Raw genomic sequence first — 22,503 nt, 5'->3', positions numbered from 1 at the left:
AAATTGGCACACGGCAACCCTGTATGCAGTAAACTCGTTATTGCATTTTCTAAAAGGTACCGACATGACTGAAGCGCTACTCACTCCCACCATGCCCACAGTGACCGTGGAAGCGTTGCGTGCGCGATGCTCGACCTGCAGCATGCATCAATTGTGCCTGCCGATGGGCCTCGATGTGGGCGACATGGACAGGCTGGACCAGATCATCGGCCGCCGCCGCAAGATCGTGCGCGGTGCCTCGCTGTTCCGCATCGGCGACTCGTTCCAGAATCTGTACGCGATCCGCCTGGGGCACTTCAAGACGTACCAGATCAATCCGGGCGGTGAAGAGCAGGTGACGGGTTTCCAGATGGCTGGCGAACTGCTGGGTATGGACGCCATCAGCGCCGACCGCCATCACTGTAATGCGGTGGCGCTGGAAGACAGCGAAGTGTGTGAAATTCCTTTTTCCAGCCTGGAACAATTACTGGGCAATATGCCGACCCTGCTGCGTCATTTCCATCGCATGATGAGCCAGGAAATCACGCGCGAGCAAAGCGTCATGCTGTTGCTGGGCAATATGCAGGCGACCCAGCGTTTTGCCGCCTTTATCGTCAACCTGGCCTCGCGCTATGAAGCGCGCGGCTATTCGGCCAGCAAATTTCAGCTGCGCATGTCGCGCGAGGAAATCGGCAATTACCTGGGGCTGACCATCGAGAGCGTCAGCCGTTTATTGTCGAAATTCAAGAAGGAAGGCTGGCTGCGCGTCTCCAACCGCGAGATCGAGATCTTGCAGCCCGCCAAGTTGAAAGCCATTACGGCCGGCACGGACGTCTGCAAATAAGGCTTACAGTTCCTCATCTGCATGCAGCGCGATGCTGCGCTGCAGCGGCCAGGTCCAGATGCCGGACAGGCGCCACTCGCGTTTGTCGTTTTCCACCAGTACTTGCCAGCGGCTGCGTTCGAGCATCGGCAGCGCGACGGAAAAATTGCCGGCCGCATCGGGCTGCACCAGCAGCTTGATATCCTTTTCCGGCAGGGTCGCATGCGCCAGATGCAGCTGCAGCGGACCCTGGTAAGCCTTGCCGAAGCTGTGCACGGAACCACTCAGGCGCGCTGACGCCACATCATAGGACAGGCTGGTATCCATCGCCAGGTCGCTGGCGATCGTATCGCGCCGCAAGTCCTGGTTGATCGCCTTGCCCTGCTTGTAATAGTCGCCCACCACCAGCGCATCGGGCTGCGTAAACGCGATATAGCCCATGAAGCTGCCGACGACCACCGACAGGCCGGGGCCGATCATCAGCAGCCAAGGCCAGCGATGCTTGTACCAGGGATCGGCGGGTGCTTGCAGTTTCAGACTGTCGGACATTTTGTTCTCCTTGGGGTCGGACCCTGTGGGTCTGACCCCAGCTTTTGCTTCTGGGTTGAAAATACAGTAAACCTACCGCATGTTGGATGCTACCCCTACGGCGACATACCGGGGTCGGACCCGGAGGGTCCGACCCCGAATCAACATCACCGCGGTACGATGAATACCGCGCTTTCACGCACATGCAGCGATGGGTCGTCCAGCGAATGCAATTCGATCGCAATCTTGTTCGAACCCTTCTCACCCACGCCGTGCGGCACGCGCAGGCGGATCGGCCAACCCAGCGTTTCCGTCGGCTGCAAGGTCACCTCTTCGCGCGTCAGCAAGGTCAGGCCCGGCAAGCCGGAAGCGCTGATTTTAAAATGCTGGGTTTGCTCCGAGGTGTTCATGATCTGCAAGCGGTAGACGTTTTCGATCATGCCATCTTCCACTTCGCGTCCCATCGAACCGCGGTCGCGGATCACGTCCATTTTCAGGGGCGTGCGCAGCGCCAGCGAGGTACACACGGCAATGATGATCAGGGCCAGGATGGAAGTGTAGATCAGCACGCGCGGGCGCATGGCGCGCTGGCGGATCTGCTTCGAACTGAAGTTGTTTTCCATCGCATGGTCGGTACTGTAGCGTACCAGTCCCCGCGGCCGGTCGACCTTGTCCATCACCGTATTGCAGGCATCGACGCAGGCGGCGCAGCCGATGCATTCATACTGCAGGCCGTTGCGGATATCGATGCCGGTCGGACACACCTGCACGCACAGGGTGCAGTCGATGCAGTCGCCCAGCTTGTCGTTGTTGCCGGCCTTCTTGCTGATGGCGCCACGCGGTTCGCCGCGCTTGGCATCGTAGGTGATGATCAGCGTGTCCTGGTCGAACATGGCGCTCTGGAAGCGCGCGTAGGGGCACATGTATTTGCACACCTGCTCGCGCAGCCAGCCCGCGTTGCCGTAGGTTGCCAGGCTGTAGAACAAGACCCAGAACCATTCCCAGGGACCGAAGTTCAGGGTGGTCACCGACTGCGCCAGTTCCTTGATCGGCGTGAAGTAGCCGACAAAGGTAAAGCCCGTCCACAGGGCGATGGCGCCCCATGCCAGGTGCTTGGCCGTCTTCTTGAAGGCCTTGCGCACGGACGGTCCCTGCTTGTCGAGGGCCATGCGCGCGCTGCGCGTGCCCTCGATGCGGCGTTCGACCCACAGGAAGATTTCCGTGTATACCGTTTGCGGGCAAGAGAACCCGCACCACACCCGCCCGGCGATGGCCGTGACGAGAAACAACAAATACGCACAGATGATCAGCAGGGCCGCCAGATAGATGAAATCCTGGGGCCACAGCACGACGCCGAAAATGTAGAACTTGCGCGTGGTCAAATCGAACAGCAGGGCTTGCCTGCCATTCCAGGTCAACCACGGCAAGCCGTAGAACGCCAGCTGGGTAAGCCATACGCATACCCATCGCCAGGTAGCGTAGCGTCCTTTGGCCTCGCGAGGGTAGATCTGCTCGCGGGCCGCATACATCTTGATGACTTGAGGTTCCATTACATCATTTCACGGGCGTCTGTGGATTCGACAGGCTCCAGACATAGGCCGACAGCACGTGGACCTTGGACTCGCCGAGGAAATCGCTGAAGGCCGGCATGGTGTTGCTGCGTCCCTTGCGTACGGTTTCCATGATGGTATCAGCACTGCCGCCGTACAGCCAGATCTTGTCCGTCAGGTTAGGCGAACCGAGCATCTGATTGCCCTTCGCATCGGCACCGTGACAGGCCATGCAGGCGCCGAACTTGGCTTTGCCCAGCACGGATTTGACGGGGTCCGAGGTGGAACCGGACAGGCTCAGCACATAATGGGCCACGTTCTCGACATCCTTTTCGGAGCCCAGGGCGGCGCCCATCGGTGGCATCTGCCCATTGCGGCCATGCAGGATGGTGGTCTTGATGATGTCGGGTTCACCGCCATACAGCCAGTCCTTGTCGGTCAGGTTGGGGAAGCCCTTGTTGCCGCGTGCATCCGAACCGTGGCATTGCGCGCAGTAGGTCAGGAACAAACGCTGGCCGATGGCATGCGCTTGCGGATCGGCGGCCACCGTCTTCAAGTCCTGGCTCAGGTACTTGTTGAACAGGGGACCGTAGTCGGCTTCCGCCTTCTTCAGCTCTTCCTCGTACTGGCCCGTCGATTTCCAGCCCAGGCTGCCGGCATAGTTGCCCAGGCCCGGGTACAGGAACAGATACGCCAGGGCGAAGACGATGGTGATGTAGAACAACCACATCCACCAGCGCGGCATCGGCGTGTTGAGTTCCTTCAAGTCCTCGTCCCAGACGTGGCCCGTGGTGCCGTCGGCAGGCGCACCTTCGACCACTTTGATTTTCGACTGCGAGTACAGCAGCACGCCGCAGCCGATGATGCCCAGCAAGGACAGCACGATGATGTAGATATTCCAGAAGCCATTGGTAAAATCAGCCATGGTTGCGCTCCCCTTGTGCCGGTGCGGCATCGGCCGCGTAGTCGAGCGCTTCGTCGTCGAACGGCAGGCGCGCCGCCGCGTCGAAGTCGCTATTGCTGCGGCTGAACGTCCACCACAGGATGCCTACGAACGTCGTAAAGGAAACCACCGTCATGACGCTGCTGGCGCTGTCAAACAGGTTTTCGATTGCCATGCTAATTCCTTGTTTTGATTAATGTACCGAGGCCTTGCAGATAGGCGACCAGGGCGTCTTCTTCCGTCTTGTCCTGCAGCTGGGCCGGCGCGGCGGCGATTTCCGCATCGCTGTACGGATCGCCGAGGCGTTTCAGGGCGCGCATCTTCGGCATGATGTCGTCAGGCACCAGCTTGGTCTTCGCCAGCCATGGGTAGCCCGGCATGTTCGACTCGGGCACCACGTCGCGCGGGTTGTTCAAGTGCGTGCGGTGCCATTCATCGCTGTAGCGGGCGCCCACGCGGGCCAGGTCCGGCCCCGTGCGCTTGGAACCCCACTGGAACGGACGGTCGTAGACGAACTCGCCAGCGACCGAATAGTGGCCATAGCGTTCCGTTTCCGCGCGCAGCGGACGCACCATCTGCGAGTGGCAGTTGTAGCAGCCTTCGCGCACGTAAATGTCGCGGCCCGCCAGGCGCAGCGGCGAGTACGGCTTCAGGCCGGCGACCGGCTCCGTCGTGCTCTTCTGGAAGAACAGGGGGACGATCTCGACGGCGCCGCCGATGCTGATCACTACCGTGACCAGGGCGATCAGCAGCCAGGGGTTTCTCTCAATCCATGCATGTGAAAATTTCATTTGCTTTTGCTCCTATCAGGCGTGCGCCGCGTTCAGTTCCGGAATGCGGGCGACGGGGAGTTTGCTGCCGCGCAAGGTCATCCAGGTGTTGTAGCCCATGATGCACATACCCGACAGGTACAGCAGGCCACCGGCCACGCGCACCACGTAGTACGGATACGTTGCTTTCACGCTCTCGACAAAGGTGTAGGTCAGAGTGCCGTCCGGATTGACCGCACGCCACATCAGGCCCTGCATCACGCCGGCGATCCACATTGCGGCGATGTACAGCACGATGCCGATGGTGGCCACCCAGAAGTGCACATCGACCAGACGCGTGCTGTGCATCTGCGTGCGGCCCGCCAGGCGTGGCAGCAGATAGTAGATCGAACCCATGGTGATGAAGCCCACCCAGCCCAGGGCACCCGCATGCACGTGGGCAACGGTCCAGTCGGTGTAGTGCGACAGCGAGTTGATGGTCTTGATCGACATCATCGGACCTTCGAAGGTGGCGATGCCGTAGAACGACAGCGAGACGATCATGAATTTCAGGATCGGATCGGTGCGCAGCTTGTGCCAGGCGCCCGACAGGGTCATGATGCCGTTGATCATGCCGCCCCAGCTTGGTGCCAAGAGAACCAGCGAGAAGACCATGCCGATCGATTGCGTCCAGTCAGGCAAGGCCGTGTAGTGCAGGTGATGCGGGCCGGCCCACATGTAGGTAAAGATCAGCGCCCAGAAGTGGACGATGGACAGGCGGTACGAGTACACGGGGCGCTCGGCCTGTTTCGGGATGAAGTAGTAGACCATGCCCAGATAGCCGGCAGTGAGGATGAAACCCACCGCGTTATGGCCGTACCACCACTGGATCATCGCGTCCTGCACGCCGCTGTAGGCGGAGTAGGATTTGGTGGCCGAAGCGGGGCTGACGGCACCGTTGACCACGTGCAAGATCGTCACGGCCAGGATGTAGGCGCCGAAGAACCAGTTGGCCACGTAGATATGCTTGACCTTGCGCTTGATCAAGGTGCCGAAGAACACGATGGCGTAAGCGATCCAGACGACGGCGATGAGGATGGTGATGGGCCATTCCAGCTCGGCGTATTCCTTGCCGCGCGTCAGGCCCATGGGCAGGGTGACCACCGCTGCCAGAATCACAGCTTGCCAGCCCCAGAACGTGAAGGCGGCCAGTTTGTCGGAAAACAGGCGCACCTGGCAGGTGCGTTGTACAACGTAGTACGAGGTGGCGAACAGGCCGCAGATGCCGAAGGCGAAAATGACCGCATTCGTGTGCAGCGGACGCAAGCGTCCGTATGTCAGCCATGGTATGTCGAGGTTCAGGGCAGGCCAGGCCAACTGAGCGGCGATGATAACGCCAACCAGCATGCCGATGATGCCCCATACCACAGTAGCGACCGCGAATTGCTTCACGATCTTGTAGTTATAGTTCAGCGATTGATCCACAAAGACTCTCCCTGGAATTACTATTTATGATGGTGGCCAGAGAGTAAGTGTTTGACTGCGAAAAAACTTTGATGTGGATCAAAATTCCCCGGATGAAATAAGCGTAGCTAACTGACATCGAAATAAATTGTGATTTGGGTAAAAAAAGCCATGCAAGATCCCTGCAAGCGCTGGCTTGATATAGCTTAAAACATGTAGATTAGCAACGGTTTACAGTGGACAGTCCAGTCATGATGAGGGCTAGCCATGAGTCATGCCGATAGCGCGCCAGCGGATGGTGAAGATATTAAATTGGTTGTGGGAAAGTTCAACGGAACGTCCCTGTTCAGCTACAGCCTGCTCGACTGCCTGCAGCAAATGCCGTCGCCGGGCATCGTCATCTTCGTGCATGGCGTCAATTCCGACGGCGAGTGGTACCGCGCGGCCGAAGCAGGCCTGTGCGCCGGCCTGAACACGCGCATGAAGCGCTGCGACGAGCACCTGTGCCACGCCACGCCCGAGGCCGGACAATTGACGCCGCTGCGCTACCGGAGCGAGTTGAGCGATGACGGCTATGTCGATCCCGACTATACGGCCAGCACCTTCATCGCGCCGCAAGCGCACTTCTCGCCCGTGATCCAGTTCCGCTGGGGCTACAAGGCCAGCGACAAGGAGTTGCAGGCGTATGGCGATTCGGTCTACCTGAACGAACACGCTTACTGGGGCGGCGGCCCGTTCGCCAATGGCTGCTCCTCGCTGCCGGATCTGTGGGGCGAGGGCTTGTCGGACGCCCTCTTCCTGTGGATACACATCGAACACCTCAATCCCGTCAACGACCGCATCGTGTATGCCTGCCCGCCGCGCCCCTACTTCGTGCTGGCGGCTTTGCGCCTGGCGCACCTGGTGGCGGCCATCCGCCGGCAGCAGGCCGACGTGCCCATCACGCTGGTGTGTCACAGCCAGGGCAATATGGTGGGTATGGCGGCGGCGTTTCTGGGCAACAAGATGGCTGACGTGAAAGATGCGGCAGGCAAAAGCGGCCGTTGCGTGGCCGATACTTATGTTTTATGTAACCCTCCGTACAGCCTGTTGCGCAGAAACGACACCGAAGGCTGGCTGCAGGGGCAAGTCAGGGATGTCGATGGCAATGTGGGCCGGCAAAGCGGCGAGGCGCGCCGCCAGACCCTGGCGGCATTTTTCGACATTGTGCGCGGCCAGGCGTCGGAACCGGCCATCGATCCCTGCCTGCGCCGCATGGCGGACAACGAGACACATGATTTCAGCCTGGACAAAGACAAGGCCAGCCATGGCTGCGGCCCGCAGAAAGGCACGCGCGGTCGCGTCACCCTGTATTGCAATCCGCACGACCAGGTGATTTCCGCCACACCCATCCAGGGCATCGGCTGGTTGGGTCTCAGCGCCGAAGAGATCAAGGCCACGCGTGGCGACGGCGTGTTTACCCAGCGCGTCTTCGCTCAGGGCTTTCCCGTTGGCCAGCACGGCGATTATGATTATTGGAGCAATCACTATCGCCAGCCCGCGCGGGGCAGTGCCGATTTCTGGCATCCGCATTCGCCGATCTCCAAATATGATCCCAACAAGGGTGCGCGCGCCAGCAGCAGCGCGGCGGGCAGGACCGCGACCAGGCGCACGGCCGCCGCCACCTCGGCCCTCATGCGGATGCTGAAGATCCCCATCCACGCCATCCCGCCCGACGACTGGCGCATCCCCGTGACGGCGCCCGCCTTGCCGGAAGTGTTTACACCGCAGGCCGTGCGCTTTGGCGTACCCAGCCCGCAGTTCGACCAGAATCTCGATCCGCCCGGCACGCACCGCCATGCGGGCAAGGCGCGCCCGGCAGGCGAGCCGTATGCCGATACAAGTGTGGGCGGCACGCCGCAGGGCGACCGCGATACCGAGGCGGCATTGCGCTACGAAGACCACGCCCGCCTGCGCATGAAGGCCCGCCGCGAAAAGCTGGACGGCCTTGACGGCAAGGCGATGATGGAAGACGACCTGTCTACCGCCACGCCGGAATATTTGCATTGGCGCAAGCAGGAAATTCAGGCGCAACTGGTAGCCACCTGCGACACGCATGCGACTGACCACTCCACCATCCTGACCAATCCGCAGCACGCGGAAAAGGCGCTGGCGTATGACGTGGCGATTGGGGTGGGGCATATCAGCGAGAAGGCGATGCGGGAGCTCAGGATTGCTGCTGATTGGCGCTTATCGGCAGATATGGATAAGGTCGGATCTAGCAAGATGTTTCTTGAATATTTCTCTACTGGAAAGTTTATGAAACTGTCTTTGCTGGAATGGGTTCGATGTGATGGCAGCACAGGGCGCATGCCTGCCGAAATTGTGGATGAACGCATGTACAAGCGCCCGGAGACCTCCTGATGCGTAACTTGATTGCTACCTTTCCGCGCAGGCTGGGCTGGAGCATGTGCGTATTTAGCCTGGCGTTTGGCATTGCATGCTGGTCGGTATTGCAGGCCCCGCCAGTTGACGTTCCTCTTGAAGAAGGATTGCTGATGAAACGACTACTATTGATGCCGGCATTGCTAGCGCTTGCCGTGCTTTTTCTGACCTCGGCCTGCGCCAGCAAGGCGCCGGTCGCGGCACCGGTTGCCGCCGTCGTACCCGCTGTGCCCGCGCAGCCGTACATGGCACAGGTTGTGGGCGTGCAGTGGCTCAATCCCCTGCAGCGGCGCGATTATCCGACCGAGTGGCAACTGCTGTGGACACTGGGGCTGGCCAGGCCGAACAAGGACGATAGCAAAGTGAAAGAGAATCCTGTGCGTTTTGGCAAGGTGCAATCGATCGGCATGATTGCTTATGGTAATAATGGAAAAGAATCATTCGTAGGCTTTCACGAAAAATATGCGTACAAAATGATTATGTTGTTTCATGATATTTACTTTTCTAATCAGGAGTATTTTTACAACGCCCATTCGCTGACCGATAAATCCACGCGCCGTGAACTGGCTGGTATTCATGTGGAATATGCCTTGCCGGTTGGACGCCTTGATCCGGACGAGGCGGGAAAATATGTCGTTGAAACGATTACCGATGCCTTCAGCATCGGCAACCCCTCCTTCCCCGACTCCTGGACCACGGCCACGCCGCCCGACGTGCGCGTCACCATGGGTGGCGCCAATGCGGGTTTTACGTCCTTGGCGGCGGGCCTGGCCTATCTGCAGGCCAATCCCGACAAGACGGTGTGGGTGATGAACTGGGATGCGCCCAGTTATCCGCCCAAGGACGAGCAGATCAATGAAAATATGGTCTTGCTGGTGCTGGCCGGTCCCGGCTACAAGACGGAGCGCGCGCCGTTGGCCTGGCTGGGCTTTCCCGCCACGCGCAAGGTCGCCGATTTCACCGCCGACAAGGGACAGTCACCGCGCGCCGTGCAGGCGTGGAGCGCTGCCATCGACGCTGCCGCCCGGAATGCGCAATTGAACGATGACGCCATCGGCTACGTCATCCACGATGCCGGCAGCACCTATCCGGTCTCGTCAGAACGGCTCGGCCCGCTGGCGCAAAGCCTGACGCAGCAATTGCCCGACTTCGACTTCAACAAGCAGACGTTCAATATGCCAGCCTTGCTGGGCGAGACGGGCGCCGGCACGGCGCTGACCAACGTGGCGCTGGCCATCGCTCATGCCAACCACGTGGGCCGACCCGTCTTGGTGGCGGGCAGCAGCGACAGCGAGAGTGTGACTGCCGTGGTGGTGGCGCCGCCGGCCGTGGTGCGGCCCATCGACCACGAACAGCCGTGGTTTCGCGCGCGCGGCGGCAACACCGTGTTTTTACCGTGGTGGGGCCGGCGCTTCGATGCACGGCCGGGGTCGCAAGGGTACTCGCGCTAATCTCGACAGGAGCAGCGATGAAGCGTTTTCTGATGCTAACGATGCTGACCATGCTGCTATCGGCCTGTGCCAGCAAGGCGCCTGTGGCATTACCGGTTACCGCCGTTGTCCCTGCTGTGCCCGCGCAGCCATACATGGCGCAGGTCGTGGGCGTGCAGTGGCTCAATCCCCTGCAACGGCGCGATTATCCGACCGAGTGGCAACTGCTGTGGACACTGGGGCTGGCCAAGCCGAACAAGGACGATAGCAAAGTGAAAGAGAATCCTGTGCGTTTTGGCAAGGTGCAATCGATAGGCATGATCGCTTCCGGCAACAAGGGCCGGGAAACCTTCAGTGGATATCATGAAAAGTATGTGGAGGAATTGATTTATCTTTTCCGGGATATCTACTTTTCCAGCAAAGAGTATTTTTACAACGCCCATTCGCTGACCGACAAATCCACGCGCCGTGAACTGGCTGGTATTCATGTGGAATATGCGTTGCCGGCTGGACGCCTTGATCCGGACGAGGCGGGAAAGTATGTCGTTGAAACGATTACCGATGCCTTCAGCATCGGCAACCCCTCCTTCCCCGATTCCTGGACCACGGCCACGCCGCCCGACGTGCGCGTGACCATGGGTGGCGCCAATGCGGGCTTTACGTCACTGGCGGCGGGCCTGGCTTATCTGCAGGTCAATCCCGACAAGACCGTGTGGGTGATGAACTGGGATGCGCCCAGCTATCCGCCCAAGGATGAGCAGATCAATGAAAACATGGTCTTGCTGGTGCTGGCCGGCCCCGGCTACAAGACGGACCGCGCGCCGTTGGCCTGGCTGGGCTTTCCCGCCACGCGCAGTGTCGCCGATTTTACCGCCGACAAGGGCGCTTCCCCACGCACCGTGCAGGCGTGGAGCGCTGCCATCGACGCTGCCGCCCGAAATGCGCAATTGAACGACGACGCCATCGGCTACGTCATCCACGATGCCGGCAGCACCTATCCGGTCTCGTCAGAACGGCTCGGCCCGCTGGCGCAAAGCCTGACGCAGCAATTGCCCGACTTCGATTTCAACCAGCAGACGTTCAATATGCCGGCGCTGCTGGGCGAGACGGCCGCCGGCACGGCGCTGACGAACGTGGCGCTGGCCATCGCTCATGCCAACCACGTGGGCCGGCCCGTGCTGGTGGCGGGCAGCAGCGACAGCGAGAGCGTGACTGCCGTGGTGGTGGCGCCGCCGGCCGTGGTGCGGCCCATCGACCACGAACAGCCGTGGTTCCGCGCACGCGGCGGCAACACCGTGTTTTTACCGTGGTGGGGCCGGCGCTTCGATGCGCGGCCGGGGTCGCAGGGCTATTCGCGTTGAGTGGCCGGAGGGGCGGCCGCTTCCTGCGGCGGCGTATCGTCGTCCTGCAGCACGCGCAGGCCTGGTCCGACGAGGTCGTCGAACTGGCCGCTGTCCGAGGCCGTGAAATACACCCACAGCGCGATGAAGACGACCACGACGCTTAAGGGGATGAGGAGGTACAGTGCTTCCATGTTCAGGCTTTCCGCAGGCGCAGGGCGTTGGCGATGACGACCGCCGAGCTGGCAGCCATGCCGACGCCGGACAGCCAGGGGTTGAGGTAACCCAGCGCGGCGGCCGGGATGGCCGTCAGATTGTACAGGGTGGCCCAGCCCAGGTTTTCGCGGATGATGCGCATGCTGCGCGCGGCCGTTTTCGCCGTGTCGAGCACGGACACCAATTGGCTCGACAGCAGCACCGTGTCCGCATGCGCCTGCGCCAGCGCGGCGCCGGACCCCATGGCGAACGAGACGTCGGCACCGCTCAGCACGGCGGCGTCGTTGATGCCGTCGCCGACCATCGCCACGACGGCGCCCGTCGCTTGCAATTGCTGCACGAAATCGAGCTTTTCATCGGGCAGGCATTCGCCGCACGCCGTATTGATGCCCAGCTGCGTCGCCACGCTTTGCGTCAGCGCTTCCTGGTCGCCACTCAGCAGCACGACTTGCTTGCCGCGCCGCTGGAAATACGCGACCACTTCACGCGCTTCCGGGCGCAGCGCATCGCTGAGCAGGAAACGCGTGAGCCAGCGCCCCTGCGTGCCCAGGTACAGCGGCGTCATGCCCTGCATGCCGACGGCCGTGTCGCCCAGCGGCGGCCCGGCGATGGCGGCGACAAAGGCCGCATTGCCCAGGCGGTAGCGCACGCCATCGATCACGCCTTCGAGTCCCTGGCCCTGCACTTCCTGTAATTGCTCCGCATGCGCGCGCGCCTGCTGTCCTGGCAACCCTTCGGCGGCTGCCAGGATCGCCTGCGCCAGCGGATGGGCGCTGCCCGCTTCCAGCGCGGCGGCCACTTGCAGGCAGTCGTCCTCCGTCATGCTGCCGAGTCCCTCGATCTGTTGCAGCACGGGCCGGCCCAGGGTCAGGGTGCCCGTCTTGTCGAAGACGATGTGGGTGGCGCGGTGCAGGGTTTCCAGCACATGCGGCTGGACGATCAGCACGCCGCGCCGCAGCAGGCTGTCGGTGGCGGCCGCCAGCGCCGTCGGCGTGGCGAGAGACAGCGCACACGGGCACGACACGACCAGCACGGCGATGGCCACGGGCCAGGCCCGCGACGCATCGTGCCAGCTCCAGAAGGCGAACACGGCGACGGCAAACAGCAGCAGGCCCAGCACGAACCAGGCGGCGACCTTGTCGGCCCACTGCGCGATCTGCGGCTTGCCGCTGCCGGCCCGCTCGATGAGTTTTAACAGATCCGACAGGGTGCTTTCACGCGCCGGTTTCAAGACGCGCAGGATCAATGCCGCGCTGGCGTTGATGGCCCCGCCCGGCACCTGTTCGCCCGTCTTGCGCCGCTGCGCCGCGCTCTCACCCGTCAGCAGCGATAGATCGAGCGCGCTCGTGCCTTCGATGATGACGCTGTCGGCGGCGATCGCCTCGCCCGGTTTGACTAAAATGATGTCGCCCACTGCCAGGCTGCCGGCCGGCACCAGGATGGTGGCGCGGTGGTCGGGAAAGCCCGCCATCAGCGAGGCCGAGGCGGGCAAGGCGTGCTGCAAGCGCTCCAGCGCCGAGGCGGCCTTGCGGCGCGCCTGCAGCTCGTAATAGCGGCTGCACAGCAGCAGGAAGATGAACATCGTGGCCGAGTCGTAATACACCTCGCCGCGGCCCGTAAAGGTCGCCACCACGCTGCCGAAGAAGGCCGCCAGGATGCCCAGCGCCACGGGCACGTCCATGCCCAAGGTGCGTGCGCGCAGGCTAGCCCAGGCGCCCTGGAAAAACGGCATGGCTGAATAGCAGATGGCCGGTAAGGTCAGCAGCAGGCTGGCCCAGCGCATCAGGCTGGCCATGTTGTCGTCCAGCGTGCCATCTTCGGCCAGGTAGGCGGGCGCCACGTACATCATCACCTGCATCATCGACAGGCCCGCCACGAACAGCTGGCGGCCCAGGGTCTTGCTGGCCTTTTGCAGGCGCTCGCCATGGCGCACGGCGTCATATGGATACGCCGTGTAGCCGACTTGCCGCACGGCTTGCAGGATGTCGCCCGGTTCACATTCGGCGCGGCTCCAGCGCACGTACAGGCGCTCGGTGGCGACGTTCAGGCTGGCGGCCTGCACGCCGGGCAGGCGAGTTAATTGACGTTCGATCAGCCAGACGCAGGCGGCGCAGCGGATGCCTTCGACGGACAGTGTCGCTTCACAGCTGCTGGCGTCGCGCGCGAATTGCGCGTCGTCATTGCTGTACAAACGCAATTCGGGCGGCATCAGGGTGGCATCAAACGCGTTGACGGCGTATTCGTCGCGGTCGCGGTAGTACGCGCTCTGGCCGATGTCGACGATGGTTTGCGCCACCGCTTCGCAGCCGGGGCAGCACATGGCGCGCGGCACTTCGTCGATGGTGACGTGCCAGTTGGAACCGCTTGGCACGGGCAAGCCGCAATGGAAGCAGGCGGACGGTTGTAACACAGCATTCATAGGTTTGTTTTCATGCATCTTTTCATGGATGGCCAGTGACGCACAGGGCGTCGAGCCAGCCCAGCGACACGCCATTCGCGGCGCGCAGCAGGCCCAGCAAGCCAAAGCCCAGCACCAGCAAGCCGCTGGCGATGCGCACGGGACGGCGCTGCATCTGTGCGCGCAGGCGCGTGCCCAGTAAACCCATGCCCAGCAGCATGGGCAGCGTGCCCAGGCCGAAGGCGGCCATGGCAGCCGCGCCGTCGAGGGCCGAACCTTGCAGCATGGCCGTCAGCAGGGCGCTGTAGACCATGCCGCATGGCACCCAGCCCCACAGGCCGCCCACGGCCAGCGCTTTGAATGCGGTATCCATCGGCATCAACGGTTTCAACAGGGGCCGCACGCGGCGCCAGACGACGTTGCCGGCCGCTTCCAGATGCGCCAGGCCGCGCCAGGCATCCATCAGGTACAGGCCCAGGGCGACGAGCATCAGGTTGGCCAGCCAGTAGCCGGCCACTTGCAGGGAAGCCATGTGCAGCATGCCCGCGCCCGCCAGGCTGCCGGCCAGGGCGCCAGCCAGCATGTAGCTGACTATGCGCCCGCCGTTGTAGGCCAGCACGCGCAGCACGTTCGATTGCAAGCTTGTCTGCAATGCGGGGCGCGCCACGGCGATGGCGATGACCGGGCGGGCAGGCGCCGCCGGTGCACCGCCGCTGATCGACAGCGCGCCCACGATGCCGCCGCACATGCCGATGCAGTGCACGCTGCCGGCCAGGCCGACCATGAACATGGGCACGAGGCTGAGGGCGTTCATCGGGCGGCGTTACACCGTTTTCGAGTAGCGCAGCGGCTGCACCGCGTCCGGCGCCGCGTTGGCGCGGGCTTGCGTCAGGTAACGGTCGAAGACCATGCAGATATTGCGGATCAGCAAGCGCCCTTTCGGCGTCACCGTCAGCCAGTCTTCCTCGATGACGAGCAAGCCGTCACGCGCCAGTTCGCGCAGCTTTTCCAGCTCGGCGGCGAAATAGCTACGGAACTTCACGGGGTGGGCTTGCTCGATGGTGGCGATCGACAATTCGAAATTGCACATCAGCATCTGGATGATGATACGGCGCAACAAATCATCGGTATCGAGCTTGATGCCGCGCGCGATCGGCAGCACGCCTTCGTCGAGTTTTTCGTAGTAGGCGTCCAGCGTTTTCTCATTCTGGCTGTAGACGGCGCCGACGGAACTGATGGCCGACACGCCGCAGGCGATCAGATCGGCTTCCGCGCGCGTCGAATACCCCTGGAAGTTGCGGTGCAAGCGGCCCTGGCGCTGCGCCACGGCCAGGTCGTCGGTCGGCTTGGCGAAATGGTCCATGCCGATGTAGACATAGCCGGCGGCCGTCAGGCGCGCGATGCACAGGCCCAGCATGGCCAGCTTGGTGGCGCTGTCGGGCATGTCGGCGTCGAGGATGCGGCGCTGTGGCTTGAACAGGTGCGGCATGTGCGCGTAGTGGTACAGGGCGATGCGGTCGGGGCTGGCGTTGATCACCTTGCGCAAGGTTTCCGTCATGGTCTCCAGGTTTTGCTTGGGCAAACCGTAGATCAGGTCGATGCTGACCGAGCGGAAACCGGCGTCGCGCGCGGCCTGCATGATGGCCACCGTTTCCGCTTCCGGCTGGATGCGGTTGACGGCTTTTTGCACGTCGGCGTCGAAATCCTGCACGCCCAGGCTGATGCGGTTAAAGCCTTGTGCGCGCAGCGAAAACACGCGTTCGCGCGACACGGTGCGCGGGTCGATTTCGATCGAATACTCGCCGTCTTCATCGGAAGCGAACTCGAAATGCTGGCGCAAATGCAGCATCAGCTCATCCATCTGCTTTTCGCTCAGGTAGGTCGGTGTGCCGCCGCCGAAATGCAGCTGTTCGATCTGGTTCATGCCGGCAAACAGCTTGCCCTGCATGGCGATTTCCTGTTTCAGATAGCTGAGATAGGTGGCGGCCTTGCTGCGGTCTTTGGTGATGATCTTGTTGCAGGCGCAGTAGTAGCACAGGGTGTCGCAGAACGGCACATGCACGTACAGCGACAGCGGACGGCGGCCACCGCGCATGCGCAGCGCGGCCAGCGCTTCGAGGAAGTTGCCGTAGCCGAAGTCGGCACTGAAACGGTCGGCGGTCGGATAGGACGTGTAGCGCGGGCCGGACTGGCTCATCTTGCCGATGATGACCGGGTCGAATTCGACGACGGCGTCCAGGTCGGCGGAAGCACTGCTGAGTAGTGTAGGCATGATGTGTGTAAGGTCTTGAAAGGTGTTAAGCGGCCAGGCGTTTCAGAGCGGCGGGTTTGCCCGTGTTCGCGGCGCCTCCCTTGCCGCCAGGCATGGCGACGCGGCGCGGTGGCGGCATCTTGCCGAAATTGAACAGGCTCACGGCTTGCGACAGGCTGGCCGCTTCTTCCGCCAGGCGCGTAGCGGCGGCGGCGGCTTCTTCCACCAGGGCCGCGTTCTGCTGCGTCACCTGGTCCATGTGAGCGATCGCCTGGTTGACCTGGTCGACGCCGATGCTCTGTTCGCGCGAAGCGATGGAAATTTCCTGCATGATGGCCGTGACTTGCTTGACGGAACTGACCACCTGTTCCATGGTGGCGCCGGCGCGGTTCACCTGCAGCATGCCGGCGCCCACCTTGCCGACGGAAATCTCAATCAGCTGTTTGATGTCCTTGGCTGCCACGGACGAGCGCTGCGCCAGGTTGCGCACTTCGCCCGCCACCACGGCGAAGCCGCGGCCCTGTTCGCCGGCGCGGGCCGCTTCCACGGCCGCGTTCAGGGCCAGGATATTGGTCTGGAAGGCGATGCCTTCGATCAGGCCGATGATGTCGACGATTTTCTTAGACGAGGTGTTGATGTCGTCCATGGTGGTGATCACTTCGGCCACGATTTCGCCGCCCTGCACCGCCACTTTCGAGGCGGCCACGGCCAGCTCGTTCGCCTGCACCGAGTTGTCCGCGTTCTGTTTCACCGTCGACGAGAATTCCTCGATGCTCGAGGCCGTCTCTTCCAGGCTGGCCGCCTGCGATTCCGTGCGGCCCGAAAGGTCCATATTGCCGACGGCGATTTGCTTGGTGGCCACGGCCATGGTTTCCACGTTGATACGCACGTCGCGGATGGTGGCGATCAGGTTGCTGTTCATCTGTTGCAGCGCGCGCAGCAATTGTCCCATTTCATCCGTGCTGTCCGTTTCGAAACTGCCCGACAGGTCGCCGGCGGCAATCGCCCGCGCGCCGTTCAGGGCCTTGCCCAGCGGCTTGAGCACGGACATGCGCAAGGTGTACCAGAGGAAGACGTTGATCAGGAAGCCGAACAGGGTGGCGCCAAAGATGGCGTAATTGGTGATCTTGCCGCCGCTGGCGAACAGGCTGATGACGCACACCAGCAGTTGCAGACAGTTGACGATGGAGGTGGCGGCCCAGATGCGCAGGTTGAGCGACATGTGCGTCAGCTTGTGCAGCAGGTGCGCCAGGCCCGGGCGCACGATTTGCCCGTTCTTGATGACAATATTGCCGCCTTCCTTGTTGCGGATGGCTGCGTAGGCTTCCTCGGCCGCCTTGACCTGGTCCTTGTCGGCCTTTACGCGCACCGACATGTAGCCGATGGTCTTGCCCGCTTCGCGGATCGGTGTGACGTTGGCGCGCACCCAGTAAAAATCGCCGTTCTTGCAGCGGTTCTTGACCAGGCCCGTCCATGGCGTGCCGGCCTGGATCGAGGTCCACAGGTCGGCAAACGCTTCGGCCGGCATGTCCGGGTGGCGCACGATGTTCTGGGGCGAACCGATCAGCTCTGCCTCGGTGAAGCCGCTGACCTGGCTGAAGTAGGGGTTCACATACACGATATTGCCGTTCATATCCGTTTTCGACACGATGGCCTGATCGTCCAAGACGAGGACTTCACGGTTAGTCACTGGCAAATTTTGGCGCATGGTCGCGGCTTCCTGATCGGTTAAATGAGCAATTGGTGAGTAAGACTTGCACGATTGCAAGAATGGAGATCAGTGTAAGGAGTCGCCTGCGCAAATTTATTGATGTAGATCAAAATCCTCCAGATTGGTCGTGCTGGCACGCATTTAGGGATAGCAATGCGGCATTGTTTTAAAGCTACTGGTTGCCGGTGGAGGCTAATCCATGCCCGCCGTCAGGGGCCGCAAGCCGCCCACGGCGTAGCCTTGCGCGTAGTCGATGCCCAGTTCGCGGATGATGGCCAGGGTTTCCGCGTTTTCCACGTATTCGGCCACCGTTTTCAAGCCCATCACGTGGCCTACTTCATTGATGGCCTTGACCATGGCGCGGTTGATGGCATTGGTGGCGATGCCGCGCACGAAGATGCCGTCGATCTTCAGATAGTCGACGGGCAGGGCCCGCAGGTAGCCGAACGAGGAAAAGCCGCTGCCGAAGTCGTCGAGCGAGAAGCGGCAACCCATGGCCTTGAGCTGGCGCATGAACACTTGCGCTTTTGGCAAGTTGGCGATGACGGCCGTTTCCGTGATTTCAAAGCAGATTTGTTCGGGCGCAATCGCGTACTGTACGAACTGCGCCGTGATGTAGTCTTGCAGGCCGGGGTCGGCCAGCGACATGCCCGACAGGTTGACGGAATACAGGGCCGGTGTGCGGCGCCGGCTTTCCGCCAGCGCGGCCAAAGGCGGCAGGCTGTCGCGCACGCTCTGGATATGCTGGCAGACGGCGCGGATGACCCAGCGGTCGATGGACAGCATCATGTCGTAGCGTTCGGCGGCGGGAATGAAGGCGCCGGGCAGTATCAGGTCGCCCTTGCCGTTGCGGATGCGGATCAGCACTTCGTCGTGGTGTTCCGGGCTGTCGTGCAGGTGCACGATGGGCATGGCGTACAGGCGGAAGTAGTCGTGCGTGAACGCTTCGTTCAGGCGCGAGATCCACAGCATTTCGCCATGCCGCTGCGCCAGCATGACGTCCGACTCCTGATAGAGATGAATGCGGTTGCGGCCCTGCTCCTTGGCCAGGTAGCACGCCTGATCGGCGGCGCTCAGCAGCTCGCTCATGGACTTGCTGTCCTGGTTGATTTCCACGATGCCGATGCTCACGCCCAGCTCGAAGCTGCGTTCGTCCCAGGCGAACGGGAATTCGTGGATGGCTAGACGCAGCTGTTCGCCAATCAGGCGCGCATGCTCGAGCGGACAGTGGGGCAGCAGCACGCCCAGTTCATCGCCGCCGAGGCGCGCCAGGATGTCGCTGTCGCGCATCTTCCCCTGCAGCATCTTGGCCAGCAGTTGCAGCAGCACGTCGCCGGCGCCATGGCCGCAGGTGTCGTTGATGACCTTGAACTGGTCCAGGTCGAGGTACAGCAGCGCATGCGCGTGGCCTTCCTGCTTGGCCGTGTGCAGGGCGCCCGCCACCAGGTGTTCGAATTCGCGCCGGTTGATCAGCTGCGTCAAGGTGTCGTGCGTGGCTTGCCACGACAGTTGCCGGCTTAATTTTCGTTCGTGGCTGACGTCGCGGAACACGATCACGGCGCCAAGGATAGCGCCGTCGCGCGACCAGATGGGGGCGGCGGAGTCCTCGATCGAAATACGCCGTCCTTTGCGCGTGATCAGTTGCGTGTGCGTGGACACGCCGATGGCCTGGCGCTGCAGCAGGCATTTCAGGGCCACGTGCTCGAGCGCTGCGCCCGTGTTTTCATCGATCAGCTGCAGCGTTTGCCGGATATCAAGGCCTTCGGCCAGTTGGCTGCTCCAGCCCGTTAATTGTTCCGCCACGCGGTTCAGGTAGCGCGTCTTGCCTTGTGGATCGGTGGTGATGACGCCGTCGCCGATGGAGCTGAGCGTCACTTCGGCCAGCTCCTTGCGTTCGGCGATCATCAGCTCGCGCGCCATGTGCTCGGTGACATCCCAGATGATGCCCAGCGTGCGTTCGGGATGCCCGCCGCCATCCATGAAGACCTGCGCCTTGGCCGCCAGCCAGTGTTCGCTGCCGTCGGGCCAGATGACCCGGTATTGCAGGGCGTAGCCGCCGCGCCGGCGCACGCCGTCTTGCAGCACGTTGACCACCTTGTCGCGGTCATCGGCATGCACGCAGTCGAGGAAAGCGGGGAAGGAATGGGTCAGGGCGCGCGCCTCCAGGCCCAGCAAGGCCGCACCCCTGGCCGACCAGATGACCGTGCCGTCGATGACCTGGCCATCGACGATGCGCGAATCCCAGATGGCCATGTGCGCCGCTTCCAGCGCCATCTGTAAACGTTTCTGCTGGTCACCCATCATCCTCTCCCGACATGGATACAGAATAGATGCGCCGCTGCTGTTTAAGTTCCCGGCGCGTCGGCGGAGGTGGCTGGCGTTGCGCGTGCCACATCACGCACATTCTTTTGCACGGCCACGGCGGAAAACAGGCTCAGCAGGAATGCCATCGCATAAAATCCCTTCTCGCTATTCTGCAGGCTGGCGTTCCACAGGCCCACCGTCAATAACAGCAAGGCCAGCAGTACGGAAATCCAGCACAGGCCGAAATACATGCCCGTCACGGCGATGCCTTCCGTGCGGTCGCGCACGGATTTTTGCAGCGAGACGGCGGCGAACAGGCCATACATCAGGAGCGTGAAGTAATAGCCCTTCTCGTTGAGGGGCATGCCGGCGTTCCACAGGCCGGTCAAATAGGTGATGGCGCCGATCAGCAGTGCCGCCCAGGAGGCACCGATGAAGGCGCTGCTGGGACGTTGGATGGGGGATGTCTGCATAGGGTCTCCATGGGCAGCGGGCGCCGCCGGCATGGCCGGGGCGGCAGGCACGGATGCGCCTGCCGCCCCATCAGACCAGAAAGCTTATTTGTTTGGCTTGATCATGCGCAACAAAGCTGACACGGCCGTGACGCCGGCCAGCACCAGGCCACCGGCGATGACGCCGGCCACCGCGTTGATCAGGCTGGGCGTGACGGCAGCCAGCACGGGGCCAACGAGAGCCACGCCGCCGACGGCTGCTTCCGCGTGGTGCAGCATGGCGCTGGCCCACGGCCAGCCGTGCGTCAAAATGCCGCCGCCCACCATGAACATGGCCAGCGTGCCCACCACGGACAGGAATTTCATCAGTTTCGGCGCCGCCGACACCAGCATGCGGCCAAATGCGCGCACGCCGTTCATCAGCGCGCCTGCGCCCTTGCGCGCGGCCAGATAAAAGCCCGCGTCATCGAGCTTGACGATGCCGGCCACCAGGCCATACACGCCCACCGTCATGATGAGGGCGATGCCGACGACGACGGCCACCTGCTCGGCGAAGGTGGCCGCGGCCACCGTACCGAGGGCGATGACGATGATTTCCGCTGACAAAATGAAGTCAGTGCGGATGGCGCCCTTGATCTTGTCCTTTTCCAGCGCCACCAGGTCGACTTGCGGGTCGCGCAGGGCCTGTGCCAGCTCGGCCTTGTGGCTGTCGTCCGGGTGCAGGTATTTATGGGCGATCTTTTCGAAGCCCTCGAAGCACAGGTAGGCGCCGCCCAGCATCAGGAGCGGCGTGATGGCCCACGGCGCAAACGCGCTGATGGCCAGCGCGGCGGGCACGAGGATGGCCTTGTTCTTCAGCGAGCCGACGGCGACGGCCCAGACGACGGGCAATTCGCGCTCGGCGCGCACGCCGGCCACTTGCTGCGCGTTCAGGGCCAGGTCGTCGCCGAGCACGCCGGCCGTCTTCTTGGCGGCCACCTTGGTCATCAGGGAAACGTCGTCGAGGATGCTGGCGATGTCGTCGAGCAGGGCCAGCAGGCTGGAGCCGGCCATCTCAGCGCGCTCCCGCAGTGGTGACAGGGAATCGTGGGGCGAGGAAAGTGTTGTTTTTCATGATGTTATTCTTGGTTGTACGGCAAGGGGTGACGTGGGTAAGGCATCCTTGCGATCTTACCTCAGGGATGGCCGGCAGGGCCGCACTGAGCGGGTTAAAATTGCCTCTTGTTACCATTTTTGGGAAACCGCATGCATTTCGCCACCTGGATCACCTTTGTCATCGCCGCCTCCATCATCGCCGTCTCGCCCGGCTCGGGCGCCGTGCTGTCGATGTCGCACGGCCTGTCCTACGGGGTGAAGAAGGCCAGCGCCACCATCCTCGGCCTGCAGCTGGGGCTGCTGGTGGTGCTGGGCATCGCCGGCGCCGGCGTGGGCTCTTTGCTGCTGGCCTCCGAAGTGGCGTTCAATATTGTCAAGACGGTGGGTGCGCTGTACCTGATCTACCTGGGCCTGTCGCAGTGGCGCGCCAAGGTGGCCGTCACGGGCAACCTCACGGGCGACCTGCATGCCGACGCGGTGGTGCCGTCCATGCGCCGGCGCGTGCTGACGGGTTTTCTGACCAATGTGACGAATCCGAAAGGCATCATTTTCATGGTGGCGGTGTTGCCGCAATTTATCAGCCCCACGGCGCCGCTGTTGCCGCAACTGCTGATCCTGGCCGTCACCATGTGCACGATCGATCAGATCGTCATGCACAGCTACGCTTTCCTCGCCTCGTCGATGCAGCGCTTTTTCCGCGATGCCAAGGCCGTGAAGAAGCAGAACCGCTTCTTTGGCGGCTTGCTGATGGCCGTCGGCACGGCATTGTTCTTCGTCAAGCGGGGTGGCCAGGCGGCATCCTGAGTCCGGTCAACATGCAAACATTTGTAAGCCCGCTTGCGGTGC

General features: G+C 62.3%; 19 protein-coding genes. 5 read left to right on the top strand and 14 right to left on the bottom strand.

The window, feature by feature from the left end:
* The first annotated feature begins 64 nt into the window (after window positions 1-64).
* Window positions 65-823 carry a fumarate/nitrate reduction transcriptional regulator Fnr gene (gene fnr / locus C8C92_RS01400; protein ID WP_071080086.1) on the top strand — a complete coding sequence of 253 codons (759 nt, stop codon included), beginning with the start codon at window positions 65-67 and terminating at the stop codon, window positions 821-823.
* A 3-nt stretch (window positions 824-826) separates the two neighbouring features.
* Here fnr and C8C92_RS01395 read toward each other — a convergent pair whose 3' ends face one another.
* From C8C92_RS01395 to ccoN, 6 genes are all read right to left on the bottom strand, one after another.
* The gene (locus tag C8C92_RS01395; RefSeq protein ID WP_116742825.1) at window positions 827-1,351 is read right to left on the bottom strand and encodes a FixH family protein; all 525 of its coding nucleotides are present in this window, start codon (window positions 1,349-1,351) and stop codon (window positions 827-829) included.
* A 146-nt stretch (window positions 1,352-1,497) separates the two neighbouring features.
* Complete coding sequence (gene ccoG / locus C8C92_RS01390; protein WP_099761296.1) at window positions 1,498-2,880, bottom strand: cytochrome c oxidase accessory protein CcoG; 1,383 nt, start codon at window positions 2,878-2,880, stop codon at window positions 1,498-1,500.
* A 4-nt stretch (window positions 2,881-2,884) separates the two neighbouring features.
* A complete protein-coding gene (gene ccoP, locus C8C92_RS01385; protein ID WP_099761298.1) occupies window positions 2,885-3,805 on the bottom strand; it encodes a cytochrome-c oxidase, cbb3-type subunit III in 921 nt (306 codons plus the stop codon).
* The gene (locus C8C92_RS01380) at window positions 3,798-3,998 is read right to left on the bottom strand and encodes a cbb3-type cytochrome c oxidase subunit 3 (RefSeq protein WP_071080089.1); all 201 of its coding nucleotides are present in this window, start codon (window positions 3,996-3,998) and stop codon (window positions 3,798-3,800) included. Before C8C92_RS01380 ends, ccoP begins: the two co-directional genes overlap by 8 nt.
* A gap of 1 nt (window position 3,999) precedes the next feature.
* On the bottom strand, window positions 4,000-4,614 hold the full coding sequence (gene ccoO / locus C8C92_RS01375) for a cytochrome-c oxidase, cbb3-type subunit II (protein ID WP_096232806.1): 615 nt from the start codon (window positions 4,612-4,614) through the stop codon (window positions 4,000-4,002).
* A gap of 15 nt (window positions 4,615-4,629) precedes the next feature.
* On the bottom strand, window positions 4,630-6,057 hold the full coding sequence (gene ccoN, locus C8C92_RS01370; protein ID WP_099761301.1) for a cytochrome-c oxidase, cbb3-type subunit I: 1,428 nt from the start codon (window positions 6,055-6,057) through the stop codon (window positions 4,630-4,632).
* 246 nt (window positions 6,058-6,303) lie between these two features.
* Between ccoN and C8C92_RS01365 the strand changes: the two genes are divergently transcribed.
* Genes C8C92_RS01365 through C8C92_RS01355 form a run of 3 tightly spaced genes read left to right on the top strand, consistent with a single transcriptional unit; the run spans window position 6,304 to window position 11,251 of the window.
* A complete protein-coding gene (locus C8C92_RS01365; protein WP_116742824.1) occupies window positions 6,304-8,439 on the top strand; it encodes a DUF3274 domain-containing protein in 2,136 nt (711 codons plus the stop codon).
* Window positions 8,439-9,911 (top strand): virulence factor, encoded by a 1,473-nt coding sequence (locus C8C92_RS01360; protein WP_180287842.1) that lies wholly within the window; start codon window positions 8,439-8,441, stop codon window positions 9,909-9,911. The genes C8C92_RS01365 and C8C92_RS01360 overlap by 1 nt, the downstream gene beginning before the upstream one ends.
* Window positions 9,912-9,928: 17 nt before the next feature.
* The gene (locus C8C92_RS01355) at window positions 9,929-11,251 is read left to right on the top strand and encodes a hypothetical protein (RefSeq protein WP_165829236.1); all 1,323 of its coding nucleotides are present in this window, start codon (window positions 9,929-9,931) and stop codon (window positions 11,249-11,251) included.
* Here C8C92_RS01355 and ccoS read toward each other — a convergent pair.
* The 8 genes from ccoS to C8C92_RS01315 all read right to left on the bottom strand — a co-directional run bounded on the left by ccoS (window position 11,239) and on the right by C8C92_RS01315 (window position 21,615).
* Window positions 11,239-11,424 (bottom strand): cbb3-type cytochrome oxidase assembly protein CcoS, encoded by a 186-nt coding sequence (gene ccoS, locus C8C92_RS01350; RefSeq protein WP_116742823.1) that lies wholly within the window; start codon window positions 11,422-11,424, stop codon window positions 11,239-11,241. The two genes, C8C92_RS01355 and ccoS, sit on opposite strands and share 13 nt — an antisense overlap.
* Window positions 11,425-11,426: 2 nt before the next feature.
* Window positions 11,427-13,865 carry a heavy metal translocating P-type ATPase gene (locus C8C92_RS01345; RefSeq protein ID WP_116742822.1) on the bottom strand — a complete coding sequence of 813 codons (2,439 nt, stop codon included), beginning with the start codon at window positions 13,863-13,865 and terminating at the stop codon, window positions 11,427-11,429.
* A gap of 22 nt (window positions 13,866-13,887) precedes the next feature.
* Window positions 13,888-14,658: a sulfite exporter TauE/SafE family protein gene (locus C8C92_RS01340; protein ID WP_116742821.1), complete on the bottom strand. Its 771-nt coding sequence runs from the start codon at window positions 14,656-14,658 to the stop codon at window positions 13,888-13,890.
* A gap of 9 nt (window positions 14,659-14,667) precedes the next feature.
* Window positions 14,668-16,116 (bottom strand): oxygen-independent coproporphyrinogen III oxidase, encoded by a 1,449-nt coding sequence (gene hemN, locus C8C92_RS01335; RefSeq protein WP_099761315.1) that lies wholly within the window; start codon window positions 16,114-16,116, stop codon window positions 14,668-14,670.
* Window positions 16,117-16,141: 25 nt separating this feature from the next.
* Entirely contained in the window at window positions 16,142-17,803 is a 1,662-nt protein-coding gene (locus C8C92_RS01330; protein WP_116742820.1) for a PAS domain-containing methyl-accepting chemotaxis protein, read from the bottom strand.
* Between the two features lie 195 nt (window positions 17,804-17,998).
* Entirely contained in the window at window positions 17,999-20,107 is a 2,109-nt protein-coding gene (locus tag C8C92_RS01325; RefSeq protein ID WP_116742819.1) for an EAL domain-containing protein, read from the bottom strand.
* A 44-nt stretch (window positions 20,108-20,151) separates the two neighbouring features.
* Entirely contained in the window at window positions 20,152-20,583 is a 432-nt protein-coding gene (yiaA, locus tag C8C92_RS01320; RefSeq protein ID WP_099761322.1) for an inner membrane protein YiaA, read from the bottom strand.
* An 84-nt stretch (window positions 20,584-20,667) separates the two neighbouring features.
* Window positions 20,668-21,615, bottom strand: coding sequence for a DUF808 domain-containing protein (locus C8C92_RS01315; protein WP_099761325.1), 948 nt, complete (start codon window positions 21,613-21,615; stop codon window positions 20,668-20,670).
* A 192-nt stretch (window positions 21,616-21,807) separates the two neighbouring features.
* Between C8C92_RS01315 and C8C92_RS01310 the strand changes: the two genes are divergently transcribed.
* A complete protein-coding gene (locus C8C92_RS01310; RefSeq protein WP_116742818.1) occupies window positions 21,808-22,461 on the top strand; it encodes a LysE family transporter in 654 nt (217 codons plus the stop codon).
* Window positions 22,462-22,503: the final 42 nt, after the last annotated feature.

The sequence above is a fragment of the Janthinobacterium sp. 78 genome (assembly GCF_003096775.1).
Taxonomy (GTDB): Bacteria; Pseudomonadota; Gammaproteobacteria; order Burkholderiales; family Burkholderiaceae_D; genus Janthinobacterium; species Janthinobacterium tructae.
Note: the sequence above shows the minus strand (reverse complement) of the source record. Positions and strands in the feature narration are given on the sequence as shown.

Excerpts from the sequence above, each read along its gene's own strand:
- C8C92_RS01360 (WP_180287842.1), top strand. The coding sequence starts at position 8,439 with ATGCGTAACTTGATTGCTACCTTTCCGCGCAGGCTGGGCTGGAGCATG.
- C8C92_RS01310 (WP_116742818.1), top strand. The coding sequence starts at position 21,808 with ATGCATTTCGCCACCTGGATCACCTTTGTCATCGCCGCCTCCATCATC.
- C8C92_RS01325 (WP_116742819.1), bottom strand. The coding sequence starts at position 20,107 with ATGGGTGACCAGCAGAAACGTTTACAGATGGCGCTGGAAGCGGCGCAC.
- C8C92_RS01380 (WP_071080089.1), bottom strand. The coding sequence starts at position 3,998 with ATGGCAATCGAAAACCTGTTTGACAGCGCCAGCAGCGTCATGACGGTG.
- C8C92_RS01345 (WP_116742822.1), bottom strand. The coding sequence starts at position 13,865 with ATGAATGCTGTGTTACAACCGTCCGCCTGCTTCCATTGCGGCTTGCCC.
- ccoP (WP_099761298.1), bottom strand. The coding sequence starts at position 3,805 with ATGGCTGATTTTACCAATGGCTTCTGGAATATCTACATCATCGTGCTG.
- C8C92_RS01340 (WP_116742821.1), bottom strand. The coding sequence starts at position 14,658 with ATGAACGCCCTCAGCCTCGTGCCCATGTTCATGGTCGGCCTGGCCGGC.
- C8C92_RS01330 (WP_116742820.1), bottom strand. The coding sequence starts at position 17,803 with ATGCGCCAAAATTTGCCAGTGACTAACCGTGAAGTCCTCGTCTTGGAC.
- fnr (WP_071080086.1), top strand. The coding sequence starts at position 65 with ATGACTGAAGCGCTACTCACTCCCACCATGCCCACAGTGACCGTGGAA.
- C8C92_RS01355 (WP_165829236.1), top strand. The coding sequence starts at position 9,929 with ATGAAGCGTTTTCTGATGCTAACGATGCTGACCATGCTGCTATCGGCC.
- C8C92_RS01315 (WP_099761325.1), bottom strand. The coding sequence starts at position 21,615 with ATGGCCGGCTCCAGCCTGCTGGCCCTGCTCGACGACATCGCCAGCATC.
- ccoS (WP_116742823.1), bottom strand. The coding sequence starts at position 11,424 with ATGGAAGCACTGTACCTCCTCATCCCCTTAAGCGTCGTGGTCGTCTTC.
- C8C92_RS01395 (WP_116742825.1), bottom strand. The coding sequence starts at position 1,351 with ATGTCCGACAGTCTGAAACTGCAAGCACCCGCCGATCCCTGGTACAAG.
- ccoO (WP_096232806.1), bottom strand. The coding sequence starts at position 4,614 with ATGAAATTTTCACATGCATGGATTGAGAGAAACCCCTGGCTGCTGATC.
- C8C92_RS01365 (WP_116742824.1), top strand. The coding sequence starts at position 6,304 with ATGAGTCATGCCGATAGCGCGCCAGCGGATGGTGAAGATATTAAATTG.
- yiaA (WP_099761322.1), bottom strand. The coding sequence starts at position 20,583 with ATGCAGACATCCCCCATCCAACGTCCCAGCAGCGCCTTCATCGGTGCC.
- ccoG (WP_099761296.1), bottom strand. The coding sequence starts at position 2,880 with ATGGAACCTCAAGTCATCAAGATGTATGCGGCCCGCGAGCAGATCTAC.
- hemN (WP_099761315.1), bottom strand. The coding sequence starts at position 16,116 with ATGCCTACACTACTCAGCAGTGCTTCCGCCGACCTGGACGCCGTCGTC.